Source organism: Enterococcus sp. DIV0703 (assembly GCF_051711065.1).
In the GTDB taxonomy this organism is placed as follows: domain Bacteria; phylum Bacillota; class Bacilli; order Lactobacillales; family Enterococcaceae; genus Enterococcus_B; species Enterococcus_B hirae.
Genome location: NZ_JBIOLX010000001.1, coordinates 1,861,597 through 1,881,612 on the forward strand (window position 1 = coordinate 1,861,597; position 20,016 = coordinate 1,881,612).

Consider the following 20,016-nt stretch of genomic DNA (forward strand, 5'->3'; position numbering starts at 1 on the left):
TATTGTTCTAGAAAGTTGACCAGAATTCGAACTGTTGATAAAAGTTGACTCTATACTTTTGATGTTAGTAAGATTCACCGCTATCAAAACATATACACAACAATTTTTTATTCAATTACTTGGAAAATCTAGTCCTATTTTTTTCCATAGCACAGAAAAAGATTACGTTACTGCTAGTCGTATAAAGATTGCTCTGGTGATTCACCTACACTTTTGAGAAATAGCTACTAATAGTATATCGTTGGTAATGCTAAAAATTTCACTGCATTTTATGATTATCTCATCAATCGTCAATTTCAAAAATATCATCATCTAATTGATTGAAAGACGTTTTGCTTCCCAAATCCAGTTCGTCTAGTACATCTTTAGCTACATTGAAGAAACAATAAGTTCCCAAAAAAAGTAGCAGAAAAAATGGAACAGTAACTTTTCGCCTTTTAATTACGCCATACATCAAGAGTAAGAATGCGGAAATAAAAAAGATAAACATAAATATTAGAAACATACATACCCCTCCTCATTTGATAATTGATTATAAAAGATAGGAACTGGCCTACTACCAAAGAAAATCAGCGATATTAAAAATCAACTCCTCAATGCTAACCCACGACTTTCTAACTAAAAGATATTTTAAAACTTGTTTACGTCATTTCAATGCTCAGTACATCATTCAATACCTTTTTATTTTCCAATAGTTTAACCAAAAATATACAAATTTTTTTCCTTTTTTTATAATTATTTCTTTGAATGAATCATTTTTTTGTTTTCAGAAATTGAAATACGCTTTACATTATCTTCTCAAGTTTGGTTTGGATTGGTCACTGAGCAAGATCAATTCTCTCTCTTCAATTTCTGATTGTCATGAAATCAGATAAGCTTTAAACTTAACTTAGAGATATTCACAACGAGAAACATGTTTCATCTTTGAATGGTTGCGTTATTTCTGATAAGAGAAGAATAATTTGATCCTGAACGAAAGGAGCCCACGTTTTCAATTTTTATAAATTATCTAAAAAGCGGGAGATTATTTATCTAATTTAAGCACTCGCAACTCTTTATTTGCTTAGAGGGCAAGTCTTCTTCTCTTGAACACTAAAGAAAATAGAAAGGAGGAAAGCAAGTGAAAAAAAAGAGCGTTCGTTTATTGGTTTTATTCACATTGTTGTTACTTAGCGCATGTGGGTGTCAAAGGAAAAAAGACGAGCAAGCAAATCGTTTAGTTAAGGATCTAAAAGCAAATGCATGGGTAATTGAAGGGACGGACTCTACTGATGATCCCAAAATGACCCTTACCTTTTCTAACCGTAAAGCTAGTTTTAACTTAGATTTTTCAAGTATCGATTACTCTGTAGACGATGAATCCAATAGTGTACATATGAAGAAATTTATCAAACAATTCAGTAAGCATATAAAAGAAGAGTTTCGTTATACGATTAAAGGAGATATAATGACTTGGAAGGAACTTTGGTCTAAAAGTGACATCATGTCTTACAAAGTCAGTAAGAAGAATGAAACGATTATTCTCACTCCTTTAAGCGAGGAAGAAACTACGGAGACAAAAAATCTCGTGCTTATCCCTTACAAAAAAAATACCAAGTAATGAAAGATAAAATTTTATTATCTAGTCTCATTATAAGATTGAATGATTCTGAACATTTTCCTATACTAACGATTGAATCTAAGCATTCCCTGCTGACTGATACATATAAAGCGCATAATTTGAACAATAAGCAACCTTGAATTAGTTAGATTTTGGTTATTTCTCAGTCATTATGACAAAGTTTACTCACATAGATCAATAAAGAATTGACGGTTTTATCCGATCCCGAAAAAATAAGTATCCTGTCCGCTATCACTGCTAGTAAACAGGAAGCGAAAACAAAAACACAGGCCCCCGGAGGTATCTAGATACTTCTGGAGGTCTGTGTTTTTTTGTTATTTTTCATTGAATGATTTTTAATCTTGTTTTATTCTATTTTTTCTCTTTAATATGTAACTGATCCCCATTACCGTTACTAAAAGTGCCATTCCTAAACTGCGTAATAAGCGATTTTGTTGCTCTCCTGTTTTTGGTAAAGTAGCTTTTCCAGATACGGTGGTTTTGGTCGTACCTGTAGAATTATTTTTTGTGGTGCTACCATTTTTTGAAGTTGACGTTTGATTTGATTCTTTTTTTTCGGTACTTTCTTTATTTTTATTCGTTTCAGTTGTGGTATCCACTTTACTTTGATCTTGTTTGTTGTCGTCATTCTCAGTTGGTTTATTTGGTTTATTTGTTTGATCCGTCTTTTCTTGGCGTGTAATTTCTGAGATGCCTGATTTTTCTCCGGCTTCATTTTCTGTATAGTATTGAACTGTTTCCCCATTTGCTACAGCTTTAGATAAATAAATCGTCGTCGGTTCTTCTACTTTTACATCTACTAAACGAGAAGAATTGACCTTTTCTTGTTTGGCTTTTCCGATGATTTCCCCGTTCAAAACAACGTACATCGTTGTTCCTCCTGGAATAACCGCCGTCATTTGTTTTCCTTCTGTACCATAAATGAAAGCAACGTTTTCTGCTAACGCTACTGTTGTTTTGATTTTCTTATAGATAAACGTGATCGTGTTTGTTCCCTTTTCAATCATGACTTCTTGTATCGCTAACTTCGGATTAACTAGTTCATATCCTTTGATTAGCAACGCTTCTTCTTTGTGAAGCTTCCCAATCTCTAAATCAGTTATTACTTTTTTCTCCGCAATTGATTGACCTTGCTCATCGATATATCGGACAGTCAGATCGGCTTTTTCATTTTCTGACGGTGATGTTTCTTTGGTTTTATATATAAATGTAATGGTGTTGCCTTCACTTTGTACTTCTATCGTTTGGACTTTGGCACTCAGCAATTCGTATCCTTCGATAAGTAACGCTTCTTCCGTATATGTAGAGCCGACTTCTAAGTCTTGGATTATTTTATCATTAGCAATCGTTTGACCTTGCTCATCAATATATTTCACAGTCAAATCGGCTTTTTCATTTTCCGGCGGCGTTGTTTCCTTAGTTTCATATATAAATGTAATGATATTGCCTTCGCTTTGTATTTCTATCGTTTGGACTTTGGTACTCAGCAATTCGTATCCTTCGATAAGTAACGCTTCTTCTGTATGTGTAGAGCCGACTTCCAGGTCACTTATTATTTTATCTTCAGCAATCGATTCCCCCTTCTCATTAATATACTTAACAGTTACAGCTGCTTTTTCTTTAGTCACTGGATTTTCATCATAACGGAAAGTAATGATATTGCTATTTGGATCCTCGGAAACATTGATTGTATAAGTTTCAGGCCCTACGATCGTGTAGCCATCAATCACCAGTGCATTTCCTATGTATTCTGTTCCAATCTCTAAATCATTAATTACCGTAGGTTCGGCAATCGGTTGACCAGTTTCATTATGTAAATACTGCACAGTGACTGATGAGAAGCTTTCTTCAGGACTATCTTCAATTTTTTTATAATAAAAATTGTGATACATCTCTGGCGTTTCCATATAAATAATCACTCTATCTGGAGAGATCAATTCATACCCTTCTACAATTTCAGCGAATAAGGTTACATTGTTTCCGACAAAACCGAATTCCTCTGAAAACCAAAGTGCTTTTTGTGTATCTACATCTACCCCAATGACAGATACCCGTCCTATTTCCGGTTCAGGCATGGATAGGTCCAATGTTCCTGAATCATGTGGTGGTTGCACCTCATCAATTATTTCGATTTCACTTACTGCGTTGGATGCTGCCAATACGTTAGGTGCTAGCAACCCCACTACAGTGGTCATCAGCAATGCTGAGTTCATAATTGTTTTCATTTTTTTTATTTTTTTATTTTGCTTTCTTTTCGTCATTTAATTTATCTGCTCCCCCAGTTATATTTGAAATTTCGCTAACCTAGCTTTTTCTTACTTTATTCTAAGGTTGGTTACTTTTATTTATGTATTTGAATCCGATTATCCGCCTCCTTAAAAAACGTTATTTAAAATAAACAGTAGTAGTTTAACCTACATATTAATGTTACCTGTAACATATAAGATTCGCAAGATTATTTTATTATTAAACCAAGGTTTTCTGTGTGTTAAAATAAAAAAATATCTAGTTAAGGAATTAAAATTATGATTTTCATATTCTTAAAAAAATTCACAAACGTTATTTAAAATCCGATTCTGTTTATTTAATAAAAATGATTGATTAACAAAAAAAGCCCGTCACGGTAAATGATTAATCATTTTACCATGACGAACTGAAAATTATTTAGTTACATTTTATAAAATAGATTTAACACATAACTTCTTTAATCAAAAAATTAGTTTACTGTTTGAGAAACATTTATTTCTGTCTTCTTACTACTATACTGACTCATATTTTTAAATAATTGTTGAAGTAACGGACTTTGATTGTGTCCTTCAATTGCTGCTTGATCACGCCAATTTTCAACCATGACAAATTCATTTTCAATATCGATTGATTCGTACAATTGATAGCTTAAGCACCCGTCTTCTTTTCTTGTACTTGCAACAAGTTCATTGACTTCCGCAAGAAATTCATTTCTTTTTTCTGGTTTGATTGAAAATTTTGCATTGATAACGATCATTTTTCCACACTCGCTTTATTTAAAAGTTGTAATTTTTTCTGGAGCCAATCGAACAGATTCATACCCTTCTTCTACTGCTTTCCCAACAGATAAGATCATCACTGGAACATAACGTTCTTTGTCGAGATCAAAAGCTTCAGCCAATTGGTCTGCTTCGAATCCCCCGATTGGATTTGTTTCATAGCCGTGACTACGAGCAACTAGCATGAATTGCATTGCAGCTAAACTAGCATCAATTTTCACAACGTCATTCATTTGTTCACGTGTAAAGTTTTGGTAATAAGGAAGGATCGCAGCAAGTTGTTGGTCTCGGACTTCTGCCGGCATCTTACCTTCTGCTACTGCTTGATCATAGATTTCTTCCCCATATTCGTAGCAGTTCATATCTCCAAAGATCATGACCATAGCTGATGAAGTATCATTTTGTCTCGTATTAAAACGGATCAATGGTTTCAATTTTGCTTTTGCTTCTTCACTTTCTGCCACCACAAAACGCCATGGTTGCATATTAACTGAAGATGGTGCTGTTGTTGTTTCTTGTATCATTTCTAACATTTCTTCATGAGAAATCTTAACCGTTTCATCATATACACGAACGGATTTTCTTCCAAATACAACACTTGAAAAATCATTGTTTACTAATTCTTTGCTCATTTCTCTCTCTTCTTTCTCCTAATGTAGTTAATAAAGTTTATTCAATAATTTTGTTAGTTCGGTGATTTCTTCATCGGTCAACGAAATGCACAAAGAGTCAGCGGACTGTTGATGATTATTTTCACACTTAGCCAGTTCTCGTTTGGCTGTATCCGTCAGTAGAACAAATACTTCACGATTATTCGCTGGATTGCGTTTTCGTGAAACATAGCCTTTTTCTTCCAATATCTTCAAATGTCTAGAGATAGCTGCATTGTCTATTTTCAGATCTGTTTGAATTTGATTTTGTAAACATTTACCTTTTTCCCATAAAAACATCAGCATTTCATATCTCGTCAAACTGAATCCAGTTTCTTTCTCGAACAAAGCTGATCCTTCTTGACTGATAATTTTGATTTTATAGAGTAACTGACTGAGTTTTCTTAAATCCATCTCCATCCCCCTTCCGTTGACTTGTCAATTATTGACTTATCAATAATATAAATGTTTTAGTGAGACTTGTAAAGCATAAAAGTTTGAATAACAAAAAAAAAGAGAAAGCTATTCCTCTTTCTCTTTTGGCTCTAAACTTTTTGATGTTGGTGAAATTCACCAATGTCTTTTTTATGATGTAAAAACATAGAAAAGACACCATGAAATCCTTTAGAATTAATTTGACGAACCAATTCATAGGAGGATTCAAGATGTCTTATACTCAACTTATCAAAGATACCCTAAATATTCTAGACCTAACTATCTATTTCGAGGAAAATTGTTTAACCAAAGAAAGATATAAAGGGCAAATTTGCTTGATTTACAAAGGTACTCTTCAATACACGCCCGAAGAGTGTCCACATTGTCTCAAACCGACGATTGCCTTATTTAGAAAGCTGTTTTCTCGATTGTCCTTAGCGACTCGAAAAGCTGTTGAATTCATTGTTATTGATAGGTATGCGCCTTATGTTTCATTGGTTAAAAAGCTTTTCCCAATGCTCAGTTGATTATTGATCGTTTCCATATTGTCCAACATATAGGAAAAACTTTTTTAAACCACCGAGTGAAGGAAACCAATGCACGACTTAAAAGTACTTCTCAATACCAACGTGGGCTTGGTAAAAAAATGAAACGTTATTGGAAACTCCTACAAAAAGAAGAAGCAAAGTTGAACTATGAAAAACGGGTTTGGCGTGCCAGTTTCAAAGATTACTTAACTGAAAGTGAGATTGTCGACCGATTGTTAGCTACTTGTACCAATCTACGACAAGGCTATCAGTTATACCAAGTTTTTCTTTATGCAGTAAAGAAAAGAGATCATTCACTATTTGAGGACTGTGTATCCAGAGAAGTCAGCCAGCTACCTGAAACTTATGCGATAACTTTGCGAACATTTAAAAAGTTTCTGCCACAGATCCGAAATGCCCTCCGCTACAGTTATTCAAACGGACCACTAGAATGTTTAAACAACCCTATTAAAGTATTAAAATGCAATGCTTATGGGTTTCGAAATTTTTATCATTTCAAACGTCGGATCATGATTCGACACGGTAAAACCATTTTAACCAAATAAAAAGAACAGAAAGAAGTTTTTCTTCTTTCTGCCCAAATTATTCTAAGATTTCTCTTTACCAACATCATTTGACAAAGAGCCTCTCTTTTAAACTATTTTTTATTTATGAGACAAGCGCTGGTTCATAAATTTTTGAAGAAGTTTCAAAAATGGCTTCTATAGTAGTTAAATCATATACATCCGTATATTTCGCAACCACTTTCCCACATTTTTCTAATATTTCTTCATGATCACTTTCTTGGTATTTTTCCACACATAACACGATACAATTTTCTAATTTATTAATGACTTCACCTACTACTACATGCTTTAAACCGATTGGCTTACACGCATATTTTTGTCCCAAAATGATTTCTTCGTTATTCATATCTCATCCACCTTTAATCGTTCTAACATTTTATAAAATGATAATAACATTAAAATTAGATTATGAAAACCGAAAACCATTATAATTTTAGAAAAAAATCAAAAGAACGACTATTTCGAGCGTTCTTTTGATTTCACTTGTTAAAGTTATTGAATTTTTTAAGAAATAACATCTAAAGGCACGATATCAATAAGCATTTCTACGTATTTCTCAAGATATTCTTGATCAATATGATCATACCCGCCTGTTACACCACAATCAATATCTAGAACGCCAATCAGATGTCCTTCTTTGATCATGGGCACAACGATTTCAGATTGAGCTGCAGAATCACAAGAAATATAGTTTTCATGTTTCTTGACGTCATCAACGATCAATGTAGTTTTTGTTTGTGCTGACTCACCACAAACCCCTTTTCCCATTGTGATCCTAGTACAAGAAACACGACCTTGAAATGGACCTAAAATCAATTCTTCGCCATTATATAGGTAATAACCTGCAAAAACTGTTTCTGGTAATGTCTCGTTCAACAGAGCAGAAGAATTCGCTAAATTTGCTAGCCAATGATCTTCCGCCTCTAATAATCCTTTTTGCTGTAATAATAAAATTTGATAGGCATCTTCTTTTTGCTTTTCTGTCCACAACATCTCAACCACTCCTTCTATGAAAAAATTATAGCTTAGAAATGATTTGCTGACTAGTCATTGAGAAAAAACTGACCTTACTAGACAGAAAGACGGGAAAAGAACATCCTTCAAATATAAAATACTTTCATTATTAATTTTTAGCACGGACTCATTAGAAAATTATTCTGCTTGCTGGATCTCTTGTTCCAAGTTTGCATAATCTATTGTCGTTCCAATAAACGTTGGATCATCGCTGGGAAAATGTTGAACAAGCGTTTCGATTTTACTGATTTCGACAGTGCCTTTTGTTAGCTCAAAATCAATGACATGCCCTCCGAATTGTTTAGCTTCATCGATATAGTGCAAATGAAATCCAGCAGCTGCTACTCCTTGAAACAGTTCTGGCGTATAAAATCCAACTAACGTTCCTTGACTATTTGTTTCATGAAATTCAGGTTGAGACTCTGATATTTTTGCTAATCTTCGGTAAGGCTTTTCTTGTTTTGGCATAATACGTGTGTGGACTGTTTTAAACAGCCCAGTAATTTTTATCGCTAAGAATAAGTTGTTTCCTGCTTGACTGGCTAAAATTGATTGTTTTAATTCTTCGCCTTTTGTTTGATTTTCGACTTCAAACCGTCCATCTGCAATGAATGGGGTGATTGCTGCATAAGGAGTGGTTTCTTTTCCTGTCAGCTTAACAACTACTCCATCGGAACGCCCTTGATAAGCTTCGCCATCCAAGAAGATGACTTCCCCATCTAACCCATGTAGCGTTCCCAAACCTAAAGTCCCGTGTTTGAGTATCTGTTCAATCGTCTCAGTACCATCCATTAGTCCTGCCATCAATGCTCCTAGTGTTCCATGTTGAAAAAGTATTCTTTCACTCATCTTAGCATCTCCTTAATAGAATTGATCTGGTAAAATCGTTTCACCAAGTTTTTCATTGTCACGGTAGTCGATTGGAATATCGATGATAACTGGACCTTGCGTTTTAAATCCTTCTTCTATTGCTTGTTCCAACTCAGCGACAGAGGTCACACGAAGCCCCTTAGCACCAAAAGCTTCTGCATATTTTACAAAATCAACCGGGCCAAAATCCACACCGGAAGCTCGTTGATATTTCATGATTTCTTGAAATTCTACCATATTGTAACGGCCATCGTTCCAAATCAAATGAATGATTTTCAAATTTTTACGAACAGCTGTTTCTAGATCTTGAGCAGAAAATAAGAAACCACCATCACCAGATACCGAAATGATTTGTGTCTTAGGACGTACTAATGCAGCAGAGATTGCCCATGGTAAAGCAACGCCTAGTGTCTGCATCCCATTGCTAAATAATAGATGTCTTGCTTCATAACTTCTAAAATGACGTGCCATCCAAATGTAGTGACTACCTACATCTACAGTAACAGTCATCTCATCTGTCACTTTATTTTGGAGTGTATTAATGACTTCTAGAGGATGTAAAATTCCTTCGCGGTCTTTTGTTGGCACAATATCACGCTCAGTTAATTTATTTTGCAAAAAGGCTAAGTATTCTTTCGCATCACGTGACACTTGATGCGGTGTTAAAGAATCCGTCAACAGATCCAATGTTTCAGAGATATCCCCGATTAATTCTCTTTCTGGCTGCATGTAAGAATCAATCTCAGCTGGTGTTTCATCAATAACGATTACTCGAGCATCTTTTTCAGCATTCCAGTTTCTTGCTTCATATTCGATTGGATCATACCCAATCGCAATCACTAGATCACTTCGTTTCAATAACATATCTCCTGGTTGATTTCTAAACAAACCGACTCTGCCAAAAAAATAGTTTTCTAATTTTCTAGAAATCACACCAGCGGCTTGGAAAGTTTCCACCACCGGCAAGCCTGTTTTTTCTACTAATCTACGGATCGCTGCTGTTTCTTTTTTACTTGAACCTCGCATCCCGATTAATAAAACAGGTAATTTCGCTTCTTGAATACGTTCCGCTAAATAATCGATATCGCCAGCAGAAGCAGAACCTAATTGTGGATCTTTTAGAGGTTTGATGACTTCATTTTTTACAGTCGCATCTACCACATCTTGTGGGATACTAATAAAGCTTGCTCCTTTTTTCGAACTTTTAGCCATTCGATAAGCATTGGCAATCACTTCTGAAATTGTTTCTGGATCTTGAATTTCTGCACTATATTTAGTGATTGGCTGAAATAAAGCAGCATTGTCCATGCTTTGATGAGTTAATTTAAGTAGATCGCTTCGTTTGACTTGTCCTGCAATTGCAAGAACCGGATCACCTTCAGCCGTAGCGGTCACTAGCCCAGTTGCTAAATTACTAGCTCCAGGACCACTAGTAGCAATGACGACACCTGGCTCGCCTGTGATCCGTCCAATTGCTTGAGCCATAAAAGCGGCATTTTGTTCATGTCTCGTAACGATTAATTCTGGTCCTTGATCTTCTAACTCATTAAACACCCCATCGATTTTTGCTCCTGGAATCCCAAAAACATATTCGACTTGGTGATTTGCTAAACTTTCTACTACAGCTCTAGAACCTTGTTTCATTTCATCATCCATTACAATATTACTCCCTTTTCATTAAACATTCTCTCGAAAAACGCTTTTTATTAGTACAGTTTTACAAACTGTTTCACAAAAAGAGTGTAACACAAATTTTTTCATTTGTGTAGTAATATGAAAAATAAGCTGTAGTTTCAGAAAAATTCATGAAACTACAGCTTATTTGATTAGCGATACGATTTTCCCCAAATAGCTAACCCAAGCAATCTCTCATCGATTTGCGCAACTTCAGGCAGTAGCCCCCATAAACAATAACCATTTTTTTCAAATAAACGTTGACTCGCATGATTACTATCGAAGATAAAGGCTAGCACGGTCTCAATACCTAAGCCAGGGAGCTGTTTTTCTACAAAGTCCATAGCATACTGCCCAATACCTCTATGTTGATAGGTCTCATCAATATAAATACTGATTTCTACCGTTTGATCATATGCTGGTCGTCCATAAAAATCACTCAAACTGATCCAGCCAATGATTACTCCTGCTTCTTGCATGATCCATAGTGGGCGTTTCTTAGGATCATGGGCTTCAAACCATGCCAATTTATCCTCGATAGTTACGGGCGTTACATCGGCAGTTGATTGTTTCGTTAAAATCGATTGATTGTAAATCTCCACAATGCGAGGTAAATCTTCTTTAGCTGCTATAGAATAACGGATCATATAGTACACACCTTTTTTTGTTTAAAAACTATTATACCAGTTCAAATTTTTAAGACAAGAATCTACTGATAGGATCACTAATCAAAACAAACACGTTTTTTAGCAAATGATAGTTTTTACTTATTTTTATTACGTTTGTATTGATGAATGATTTTTAACGCTCTTTTTTTCGTTTTGATATTGGGGCTCTTTAGCCGACGATAAGCACTCGCTAAGTCTTGTTTTTCCATTGCTTTCTCCCTTTTTCAAGTCTATTTTTATCAAATAAACCGTTCACGAACTCAAATAGTAATGATTACGATTTATACAAACAATATAACTTCACCCAAAAAATTTGTCAATAAAAAATAAAATGAAATAACGATTATTTTATAATGTAAACAGCAAACAAAGATGGTATTATAAAGTAACAAAAAATTATCAAGGTGAGAAAATGAATAACACTCAATTAACGCTATATATATCCCTGGTCAAATTCCTCGGACAAGCTTTAGGGGAAAACTATGAAGTGGTTCTTCATCATCTGGAAGAAGGTCATTTTCATATCGCTGCCATTGAAAACAATCATATAAGTGGACGAGATATCCATTCTCCTGTTACTGGTTTCGCTTTAGAAATGGTGCGCTCAAAGGAATATCTTAAACAAGATTATTTAGTCAACTATGATGCACAAACAATCAACGGGAAAAAATTAAGAGGTGCCACTTTTTTTATACGCAATGATCAGCAGAAGATAGTCGGATTACTTTGCATTAATCAAGATATCAGCAAATATCAGTCACTCTCAAAGGAGATACTCGCATTAGCTGGCTTATCAACAGAAAAACAACCACTTGCAGTGTTTGATACAAATCACCTCCCCGAATCCGTTGAGATCTTGGAAGAAACCATTGAAGGGATTATCTACTCTATCGTCCCCTCCGATCTCTTGGACAAACAGACTCCTTTAAATAAAGAGTTGAAAATTAAAATCATTCGCCAATTAAATGAAAAAGGAATCTTCCAAATCAAAGGCGCTGTTTCACAAGTGGCTAAGATTCTCAACATATCAGATCCCAGCGTTTATCGTTACCTGAAGATTGCTGAAGGAGAAAAGTAAAGAGATTGCGAAAGCATCGGTTACCTCCAATGACAATAAGCAAGCATTTTTTAACAGCTTCTCAGACACGATGGGCTTTGAAACTAAAGACGGCACTCCTCTTCACTAAGGCGTGCCGTCTTATTTCTTGGTTGTTTCACTTTTGAAACAGGCGAAAGCTATAGTAAAAACGATCTAATCAGCGAGTTGGTATCAACTCATTACCTAAATATCATTTGATCACTAATTGAACACATAACTTTTCCCATTGTCTATTACTCTTCTTCATTTTTTTTATTCAATGGTGCCAAAAACGCTTGTTTATCAAATGTTCCTTCCCACTTATCTACCATAATCGCAGAAACCATTGAGCCTGCGACGTTCAACATGGTACGTCCCATATCAACAATCGGATCGATACCAAATATCGCTCCAATACTTGTGATCGTGTGTCCAAACCCTAAGCCATTAAGAGTAACTGTCGCCGCAACTGTCGCCGTACCAGGCACACCAGCAATTCCGATGGATCCTACCGTAACGACAACGACCACCAAGAAATAAAAGGATAGATCCATTTCCGCGCCAACAGCTGATCCCATTAAAACACCAAGCATAGCAGGGAATACACCAGCACATCCATTCATACCAATCGAAGTTCCTAAAGTAGCAACAAAATTTGCCGTTTCTTGAGACACACCTAGATCTTCTTCCAGATTTTTCAAAGTATAAGGTAAAGTTCCTACACTTGAACGGGAAGAAAAAGCAAACAATAGTGTCGTAAATGCTTTTTTGTAAAAAACAATTGGATTCACACCCATGAATAGTAATAAAATGACATAAACGATCAACACCAAAAGAACACCAGTATATAGAGCTGCAATAAATCCGATCATTCCCATAATTGCTTGAATCCCTCTAGAAATAATTGTATTACTTACTAAGGCAACAACCCCATACGGCATCAACTTGATCACGTTAGTTAAAACGGAAATGACGGTTACTTTTAATGAGTCCAACAACGTAACAAAAGGTGCCACTTGATCCGGTTTTTTGACTTGTAAGAAGCGAATAGCTCCAGCAAACATAGCCGCTATGATCACAACCGATACAATACTCCCATTATCCCCCATCACACTAACTATATTGTTAGGTATCAGTTTCAAGAAAAATTCCGGGAAACTTTGCGAAGCAATATTACTAATACTTTCTGCTTTGTCTGCTGCCAAGTCTCCAGCAAACTCTGCACCGTTAAGCCGATAGAGTTTGACAACCGCAATCCCCAATGCCGCAGAGATAGCTGTAGTCCCTAGTAATGTTGCAAAAGTTTTTCCCGTCAAATATTTTAACCGTTCTCCTTTGACATCAATCACTACTTTGATAATCGATAAGAACACGACAGGAATAGCTAGCAACTGGATCATCTTCAAGAATCCTGAACCAACTAAGGCATACCAGGCATTGATTTCCGTTCGAGCAAATTCGGTATAAATTTCGCTATCGGAACCAATCAAATCAATGACAACCCCTAAAAGCAAACCAAGAATAAGAGCATAAATCATTCGTTTTGAGAAATTAATCCGTTTGTCTTTGAGGTACTTCATTACCCCAAGGGAGAGAATCAGCAAAGCGATTCCTCCCGCAGTATAATAATTACTTACTTTCAGAAATTGAGTAAAAAAAGGTGCATCGATCAATTTATTCATCCCCTTTATTTTGCAGTATTTGCTACAACATTTAGTGCTTCCCACGTAGAAGAAAAAGGTGGTGCATAAGCAAAATCAACAAATCCTAATTCTTCAGTCGTCATTTGAGCGTGTATCGCAACAGCTAAGCCAGTCGCACGAAGAACTGTTTCATTTTTCCCGAATAGTTGGGCACCATACAACACTTTTGTTTGTCGGTCATAAACCAGTTTGATCATGATTTTTTCTTGAGTTCCATAATAATTCGAGTGATTCATTGTCTCAATACAAGTCGTTTTGATATCTAATCCTTTTTCTCTTGCCATTTTTTCAGTGATACCAGTCGCTGCTGCCTCGTACTCTCCTACTTTGATCGCACTACTGCCTAATGTCCCTGAATATTCCTGCATCTGTACACCGCTAAGATTGACCCCAACGATCCGTCCCATTTTATTCGCTGTAGTCGCTAAAGGAAGGTAAATATCCCCTAAGATTCGATGGGGAATCGAAGCACAGTCACCTGCCGCAAATACATCTTTTTGAGACGTTCTCCCGTATGTATCGATTTTAATTGCACCATTTCCTAACAATTCCAATTGATCATTCAAAAAGCTGGTATTAGGAACAAATCCAGCAGCAACGATCACCGCATCCGCCTGATAACTTCCTCTATTCGTTTTGACAGCTACCACTTGTTCATGTTTTTTTTCGATCTCTAGAACAGACTCCTCCAAGGAAACCCTTACATTTTCTTCTTCAATAGCTTCTTTAATTTTAGTAGAAAATTCCGGATCAAATGAACGATTCATCAAGTGAGGAGCCATCTCGATCAAATGAATATTTTTTCCTGCTTTCGTTAACTGATCAGCTACTTCAATGCCAATAAATCCACCACCCAGGATGACAATATTTTGATAATTTGATAATTCTTGCTGTAGTCGTTTGACTTCATTAAGTTTTGTAATCGTATATACATCACTGGAATCAATACCAGCAATGTTAGGAACAAACGGCTTTGCACCGACAGCCAGCATCAGACGATCATAAGTTTCATGACTTACTTCATTTGTACTTAAATTTTTTACAGCTAACGTTTTAGTGGCAAATTCGATTGATTCTACTCGATGGCGCAACAATAATTTAATTCCTAAACGTTCGATTTGTTCAGGCGTTCGAGCAAACATCTCTTGTTCATCATTAAATTCTTCACCTAAATAATAAGGAAGCCCACAAGCGCCGAAAGAGATATAATCCTCTTGTTCAATCACGATGATTTCTGCATCTGGATTGACTCTCTTTGCTTTGGCCGCTGCGCTCATTCCTGCAGCAATTCCACCAATGATTATTATTTTCATTCTTTCTTCCTCTTTTCTTATGCTTTAGATAAAACCCATTCGATTTCTATTAAAGCATCTTTTGGTAAGGCAACGACTTGAAAAGCTGATCGTGCTGGGAAACGTTCACCAAAGTGTTCTGCGTACACTTGATTAAATGCTTCAAAATGATTCATATCAGTTAGAAAACAAGTCGTTTTAACCACTTGATTCATGGTCAAGTCTAGCTCCTCCAACACTTGTGATATATTGATCATGATTTGGTTCGTTTGTGCTTTAATCTCTTCAGAAACGATTTCACCAGTGGTTGGATCGATTGGTAACTGTCCAGAAACAAAGATCAAGTCTCCCGCCACGCGGTATTTTTCATACGGTAATTTGTTGCTACTCATTCTTTTCCTCCTTTAATAATTTTTTATCATAGAATACAATTACACTAAAAAATTATCATATATTTTTAAGGCAGTCAACCACTTTCAGAGTTTTTAAAAACCGTAAAAATTCTTTTATTTAAAATGAAATTATAAAAACTAATGTTATTTAAAATCTAACGCAAGCAATTAATTTCATTGATAATTTTTTATCAAGAAAGCGTTGACATAACGGAAATGAATGTGTTATTTTTGAGATACATGAAGTAGGTTTGGAGGAAACCCATATGAATATCAATACAAAAATTCTACACGATTACCCAGTCATCGACCCAGTTACAGGCGCATCGTCGATACCTAAATATCAAACTTCCACGTTTCATCAAAAAAATGTCTTCACTCACACAGGTTTTAGTTACACTCGTTTTGGTAACCCTACTGTCGAAGCGGCGGAAAAATGTATTGCTTCATTAGAAAACGCGCAGTTCGGTTTAGCCTTTTCATCAGGAATGGCTGCTATTAACGCTGTCCTGTTCCTTTTATCCAAAGGAGATCATTTAGTACTAGGTAAAAATATTTATGGTGGAACCTTCCAAAGCATCCATCTTTTCTTAGCTCGTTTCGGGATCGATTGCACTTTTGTTGATGAAACGGATATTGATTCTTGGCAAAAAGCGATTAAAAAAGAAACAAAAATGTTTTACATTGAAACTCCTTCCAATCCATTATTAACAATCACTGATATAAAGAAAGTGACTGAATTGGCTAACGAGTATCAGATCTTAACAGTTGCAGATAATACATTTATGACACCCATTTCACAACATCCTTTAGATTTAGGTGTTGATATCGTGATACATAGTGCAACAAAGTTTATCAATGGACATAGTGACGTTGTTGCAGGTTTGGTCGCTACAAATAACGAGGAGCTGTATCAGCAATTAAAGGAACATCAAAAAGCACTGGGCGGGATTTTGGGTCCTGAAGATGCTTGGCTACTATTGCGCGGCGTTAAAACGCTGGGGTTAAGAATGGAAAAATCAGTTCGAAACGCTAGTGAATTAGCTAACTTTCTCGTCAATCATCCGAAAGTAACAAACGTTTATTATCCTGGTCTTGAACAGCATGCTGGACATTCGATCCATCAAAAACAATGCGAAGACTGTGGTGCTATTTTGTCATTTGAAGTAGATTCAGTTAAGCAAATTGAAACCTTATTCACACACTGTCGTGTACCAATCGTCGCTGTCAGTCTCGGAGGTGTGGAATCCATCCTTTCTTATCCTTGGGCGATGTCTCATGCCAGTATGCCTGAAAAGGATCGATTAGCGATGGGTGTCACTGAAACTTTAGTTCGGCTTTCATGCGGGATCGAAGATGTAGAAGATTTGATCGCTGATCTTGATGATGCGTTAAATGCTATGTAGTTTCACTCACTATCTGATATTCATGGTGAGTTCTATCATCGAAAATAAGCCGGATAATCCCCAAATAGTTCCTCCTATTTGGGATTATCCGGCTTATTTCTTAGAGTTAGACACTTCCGACATGCCTTCTTTTTCATCAAATTTTTTTATTCCATCATTGGTAAAAATTTCAGAACTGTTTTATTTAGGCTGTAAAAGTTCTCTTAACCAACTGTTGGCTAACATGGACTAATATCTTATTGTTCTAATAAATACCGATCGTAATTCTCGATTTTCTTATGTAATCGTGTTAAACACTCTTGCATCTCATCGATCTTTTGAATCAAATGCTGTCTTTCTGTCATCAATAATTGCTTCCTAGCAGCAATTGTCTGGTCTCCTTGATTACACAATTTATTGTATTCGATCAACGACTCAATGGATAAACCAGCATTTCTCATACAAATTGTAAAATCTACCCAGTTGAGGTCTTCTTCTGTATAATCACGGATTCCGCCTTTCGTGCGATGTACAGGCGGAATGAGACCAATTTTCTCATAATAACGCAATGTATCGGGCGAGATCCCTTTCGCTTCGCTCACTTGTTTGATGTTCATAGTTGATATCCCCTTTTTTCTGCTCCATCTCGTTCATAATTGACTAGCCTAACATTTATCTGCTTGGCCAAAACCAATAAACGAATGGAGATTTATGCATGATCATCGTCGCATTTGAAACAACGTACAAAAAATGATCTAGTCTTTCGGCTCTCACTATAAGGGATTTTTCTCAAAAAAGCTAGCAGACCTAAAAAATTCGAGAAGTAACGAACCATACAGCTCCTGTTACTCCTACGAATTTTCTCTTATCATTCACTCGTACATCAAGATGTGGATTTTATTCTTTGTACACGAAATGCTTGATTCTTTGCTAAATAAAACGGGCGTAAGTATGCAACCGTATTGGAAAGCGGTAAAATGTCTTTACTTAAATCAATGTTTAGCACTTCTTTCAAATACGTTTGACGAATCATAATGCGTTGCCATAATTCTGGATACTTTTCTTTGATTTTTCCTTGCAGTGCCTCATCAGCTAGTACCACACATTCTTCCGCACTAACACCTGTATAACCCGGAACTGAAGGAATGATATCTAGTTGAAAAATCATCCCACTTTCAAGTATTTCTTGCGACTCTTGATAAATAGGTGAAGCTAACCACTCTTCATCTGCTGTCAAGTGACCAGGATTTAAATGCCAATGGAACTGTTTTTTTGGTAAAACAGTCTCAACTAGTTGATAAACTTCTTCGCCTCTCATCCCCACTTTGATTGTTTCTAACCAATGAACAATTGCTTGAAAATAAGGTTTAGCCACTTTTTCTAAATAATCCGCTTGCTCTGATGGAAGTTGTTTTTCATGTTCGATGACAAACCCGGTTCTGCTAGATAGACCACCTTTAAACCCGGTAGTTAATGACAACGCATCGCCAAGCTTAATTGTTTTATCGGTTGGGTAAAGATTAGCATATTCGAAACGTTGCCCTGTCGCAGCAATTGTTACTACCGTGTTCGGTTGTCCTTTTCCATTTAACAATGCTCCAATTTCAGACTCTTTTACACCTACTTCAATCTTGTTTAGTGCTTGTAACATGCAACTAGAAGCTAGATTGGCACCAAATTCATAATGAGCGATCTCATTGGCATTATTTGTTCTCCGTATTCCTTTTTCCCCGATCAACAGCGAACTAGCATTTAGTAGTTCAGTCGTTTCACCTTTTGCTTTTTCGATTGCTTCAATAATAAAGTGAGGAACATCGAATAGCTTGGTCGCTTCTTTCTTCCGTGTAGTAAACATTTTCCAACCAACTACCCCGATTTTTTTCTTTTCAACGAACCCTAACGAGGTAAATAATTGTTCTAAAGGTTGTTCGTGATCCATTGGTTGATTCGGCAATGAAAAAGGTGGATAATGAACCAATTCTGATTGGATTCGTGCATGTTTACATAGTTTTAGATTTTCATTTCCCAAAATCAAGGTACTTTTTCCACTATCTTCCATAACAAATAATCCTTCTTCAAACCGTGGAATAAATCCCGTAAAATATTCAAAATTGCTACCATGCTCACGATCTGCATAAATGATTAGTGTGTCAATCGCTTCTTCTCTCATCCTTTGTATCATTCGTTTTTTTCTCATTTCAATCGTTTCATCTGTTAAAAAAACCGGTGAGACATCTGCAAATGTTTTCGGCTCAGTCAACACATCTAAAATTACATTTTTCTTTTCCATACTTACTCCTTTATTGATCTAATATAAGACATTCCACCTGATTATTTATCAAAGCTTGTTGCAACTGCTTGCTGGGAGGTTGATCTGTTACTAGAAAATCAATCTCTTTTAAATCACAAACCTTAAAAAAACCGGTTTTATCCATTTTTGTATGATCTGCTAAAGCAACCACCGTTTTTGCCTGTTTGACCATTTGGCGTTTGACAAGTCCTTCTTCTTCCGTATGGATGAATATCCCCTCAGACGATAAAGCAAAAACACCTAAAAATGTATAGTCTACACTGTATTGTTTTAATTTCTCAATAGTATCTGCGCCATGTAAAAAAAGTTGTGTTTTGTGCAATTTTCCCGGCAATAGCGTAATCGTAGTTGCTGACCTTTTTGCCAACAGCATCGCATGAGTCAAAGAATTAGTGATAGCTGTCAAAGGTTTCATCCCTATTTGATTGATCACACTTTCTACAGTAGTGGAGGAATCGAAAATAACCGATGAATTGTCTTTAATGATAGCTGCAGCGGTTTTTCCTAACTGAAGTTTCACTCCATTTAATTTAGTTGAACGTTGCTCATAATCAAAAATAGTTGCTTCTCTTTCTAATAAAATCGCTCCGCCGTGTGTTCTGCGAACTATATTTTTTTCTTCTAACTTCATTAAATCACGCCTGATCGTGTCTTTAGATACTTCCAGCTGTTCTGCTAAGTCATCAATCGCAGCATTTTGTTTTTCTTTCATGATTTTGATTATTTTTTTCAAACGAATTTCCCTCAGCATGAAACCGCCTCCCTTAAGTCACTTTACTACAG

Annotated in this window: 20 protein-coding genes and 1 pseudogene; 4 read left to right on the forward strand and 17 right to left on the reverse strand. The window is 36.0% G+C overall.

The window, feature by feature from the left end; genetic code table 11:
- Nucleotides 1–283 precede the first annotated feature (283 nt).
- Nucleotides 284–505, reverse strand: a complete 222-nt coding sequence (locus IGK81_RS08480) for a hypothetical protein (RefSeq protein ID WP_034700775.1) — start codon at nucleotides 503–505, stop codon at nucleotides 284–286.
- Between the two features lie 615 nt (nucleotides 506–1,120).
- Here IGK81_RS08480 and IGK81_RS08485 point away from each other — a divergent pair.
- The gene (locus IGK81_RS08485; RefSeq protein WP_010718422.1) at nucleotides 1,121–1,600 is read left to right on the forward strand and encodes a hypothetical protein; all 480 of its coding nucleotides are present in this window, start codon (nucleotides 1,121–1,123) and stop codon (nucleotides 1,598–1,600) included.
- Between the two features lie 356 nt (nucleotides 1,601–1,956).
- Here IGK81_RS08485 and IGK81_RS08490 read toward each other — a convergent pair whose 3' ends face one another.
- The 4 genes from IGK81_RS08490 to IGK81_RS08505 all read right to left on the reverse strand — a co-directional run bounded on the left by IGK81_RS08490 (nucleotide 1,957) and on the right by IGK81_RS08505 (nucleotide 5,711).
- Nucleotides 1,957–3,882 (reverse strand): MucBP domain-containing protein, encoded by a 1,926-nt coding sequence (locus IGK81_RS08490; protein WP_034700778.1) that lies wholly within the window; start codon nucleotides 3,880–3,882, stop codon nucleotides 1,957–1,959.
- A gap of 455 nt (nucleotides 3,883–4,337) precedes the next feature.
- Entirely contained in the window at nucleotides 4,338–4,625 is a 288-nt protein-coding gene (locus IGK81_RS08495; RefSeq protein ID WP_010718425.1) for a putative quinol monooxygenase, read from the reverse strand.
- Nucleotides 4,626–4,640: 15 nt separating this feature from the next.
- Nucleotides 4,641–5,279, reverse strand: coding sequence for a nitroreductase family protein (locus tag IGK81_RS08500; RefSeq protein ID WP_010718426.1), 639 nt, complete (start codon nucleotides 5,277–5,279; stop codon nucleotides 4,641–4,643).
- 27 nt (nucleotides 5,280–5,306) lie between these two features.
- Entirely contained in the window at nucleotides 5,307–5,711 is a 405-nt protein-coding gene (locus tag IGK81_RS08505; RefSeq protein WP_010737892.1) for a MarR family winged helix-turn-helix transcriptional regulator, read from the reverse strand.
- 251 nt (nucleotides 5,712–5,962) lie between these two features.
- Here IGK81_RS08505 and IGK81_RS08510 point away from each other — a divergent pair.
- Nucleotides 5,963–6,825: pseudogene (locus IGK81_RS08510) on the forward strand (transposase).
- Between the two features lie 103 nt (nucleotides 6,826–6,928).
- Here the strand turns inward: IGK81_RS08510 and IGK81_RS08515 are convergent.
- From IGK81_RS08515 to IGK81_RS08540, 6 genes are all read right to left on the reverse strand, one after another.
- A complete protein-coding gene (locus tag IGK81_RS08515; protein WP_010718428.1) occupies nucleotides 6,929–7,192 on the reverse strand; it encodes a hypothetical protein in 264 nt (87 codons plus the stop codon).
- Between the two features lie 158 nt (nucleotides 7,193–7,350).
- On the reverse strand, nucleotides 7,351–7,836 hold the full coding sequence (locus IGK81_RS08520) for a GAF domain-containing protein (RefSeq protein WP_025480112.1): 486 nt from the start codon (nucleotides 7,834–7,836) through the stop codon (nucleotides 7,351–7,353).
- Nucleotides 7,837–7,998: 162 nt separating this feature from the next.
- Nucleotides 7,999–8,709: an acetolactate decarboxylase gene (budA, locus tag IGK81_RS08525; protein ID WP_034700785.1), complete on the reverse strand. Its 711-nt coding sequence runs from the start codon at nucleotides 8,707–8,709 to the stop codon at nucleotides 7,999–8,001.
- A 12-nt stretch (nucleotides 8,710–8,721) separates the two neighbouring features.
- A complete protein-coding gene (gene alsS, locus IGK81_RS08530) occupies nucleotides 8,722–10,386 on the reverse strand; it encodes an acetolactate synthase AlsS (RefSeq protein ID WP_034700787.1) in 1,665 nt (554 codons plus the stop codon).
- A gap of 170 nt (nucleotides 10,387–10,556) precedes the next feature.
- Complete coding sequence (locus tag IGK81_RS08535) at nucleotides 10,557–11,051, reverse strand: GNAT family N-acetyltransferase (protein WP_034700789.1); 495 nt, start codon at nucleotides 11,049–11,051, stop codon at nucleotides 10,557–10,559.
- Nucleotides 11,052–11,167: 116 nt separating this feature from the next.
- Nucleotides 11,168–11,281 (reverse strand): putative metal homeostasis protein, encoded by a 114-nt coding sequence (locus IGK81_RS08540; protein ID WP_010718433.1) that lies wholly within the window; start codon nucleotides 11,279–11,281, stop codon nucleotides 11,168–11,170.
- A gap of 203 nt (nucleotides 11,282–11,484) precedes the next feature.
- Between IGK81_RS08540 and IGK81_RS08545 the strand changes: the two genes are divergently transcribed.
- Entirely contained in the window at nucleotides 11,485–12,150 is a 666-nt protein-coding gene (locus IGK81_RS08545) for a helix-turn-helix transcriptional regulator (RefSeq protein WP_034700791.1), read from the forward strand.
- 254 nt (nucleotides 12,151–12,404) lie between these two features.
- Here IGK81_RS08545 and IGK81_RS08550 read toward each other — a convergent pair whose 3' ends face one another.
- Genes IGK81_RS08550 through IGK81_RS08560 form a run of 3 tightly spaced genes read right to left on the reverse strand, consistent with a single transcriptional unit; the run spans nucleotide 12,405 to nucleotide 15,537 of the window.
- Nucleotides 12,405–13,823, reverse strand: a complete 1,419-nt coding sequence (locus tag IGK81_RS08550; RefSeq protein ID WP_412003900.1) for a cation:dicarboxylate symporter family transporter — start codon at nucleotides 13,821–13,823, stop codon at nucleotides 12,405–12,407.
- A gap of 14 nt (nucleotides 13,824–13,837) precedes the next feature.
- Entirely contained in the window at nucleotides 13,838–15,166 is a 1,329-nt protein-coding gene (locus IGK81_RS08555; protein ID WP_034700795.1) for a CoA-disulfide reductase, read from the reverse strand.
- A 17-nt stretch (nucleotides 15,167–15,183) separates the two neighbouring features.
- Nucleotides 15,184–15,537 carry a Rid family detoxifying hydrolase gene (locus IGK81_RS08560; RefSeq protein WP_010718437.1) on the reverse strand — a complete coding sequence of 118 codons (354 nt, stop codon included), beginning with the start codon at nucleotides 15,535–15,537 and terminating at the stop codon, nucleotides 15,184–15,186.
- 266 nt (nucleotides 15,538–15,803) lie between these two features.
- Here IGK81_RS08560 and IGK81_RS08565 point away from each other — a divergent pair, with 266 nt between their 5' ends.
- On the forward strand, nucleotides 15,804–16,943 hold the full coding sequence (locus IGK81_RS08565; protein ID WP_034700797.1) for a trans-sulfuration enzyme family protein: 1,140 nt from the start codon (nucleotides 15,804–15,806) through the stop codon (nucleotides 16,941–16,943).
- A gap of 236 nt (nucleotides 16,944–17,179) precedes the next feature.
- Here the strand turns inward: IGK81_RS08565 and IGK81_RS08570 are convergent, their stop codons facing one another.
- The 3 genes from IGK81_RS08570 to IGK81_RS08580 all read right to left on the reverse strand — a co-directional run bounded on the left by IGK81_RS08570 (nucleotide 17,180) and on the right by IGK81_RS08580 (nucleotide 19,984).
- Nucleotides 17,180–17,539, reverse strand: a complete 360-nt coding sequence (locus IGK81_RS08570) for a MerR family transcriptional regulator (RefSeq protein WP_431393267.1) — start codon at nucleotides 17,537–17,539, stop codon at nucleotides 17,180–17,182.
- Nucleotides 17,540–17,805: 266 nt separating this feature from the next.
- Nucleotides 17,806–19,212: a M24 family metallopeptidase gene (locus tag IGK81_RS08575; protein WP_034700800.1), complete on the reverse strand. Its 1,407-nt coding sequence runs from the start codon at nucleotides 19,210–19,212 to the stop codon at nucleotides 17,806–17,808.
- 10 nt (nucleotides 19,213–19,222) lie between these two features.
- Nucleotides 19,223–19,984, reverse strand: a complete 762-nt coding sequence (locus IGK81_RS08580) for a DeoR/GlpR family DNA-binding transcription regulator (protein WP_034700802.1) — start codon at nucleotides 19,982–19,984, stop codon at nucleotides 19,223–19,225.
- Nucleotides 19,985–20,016 lie beyond the last annotated feature (32 nt).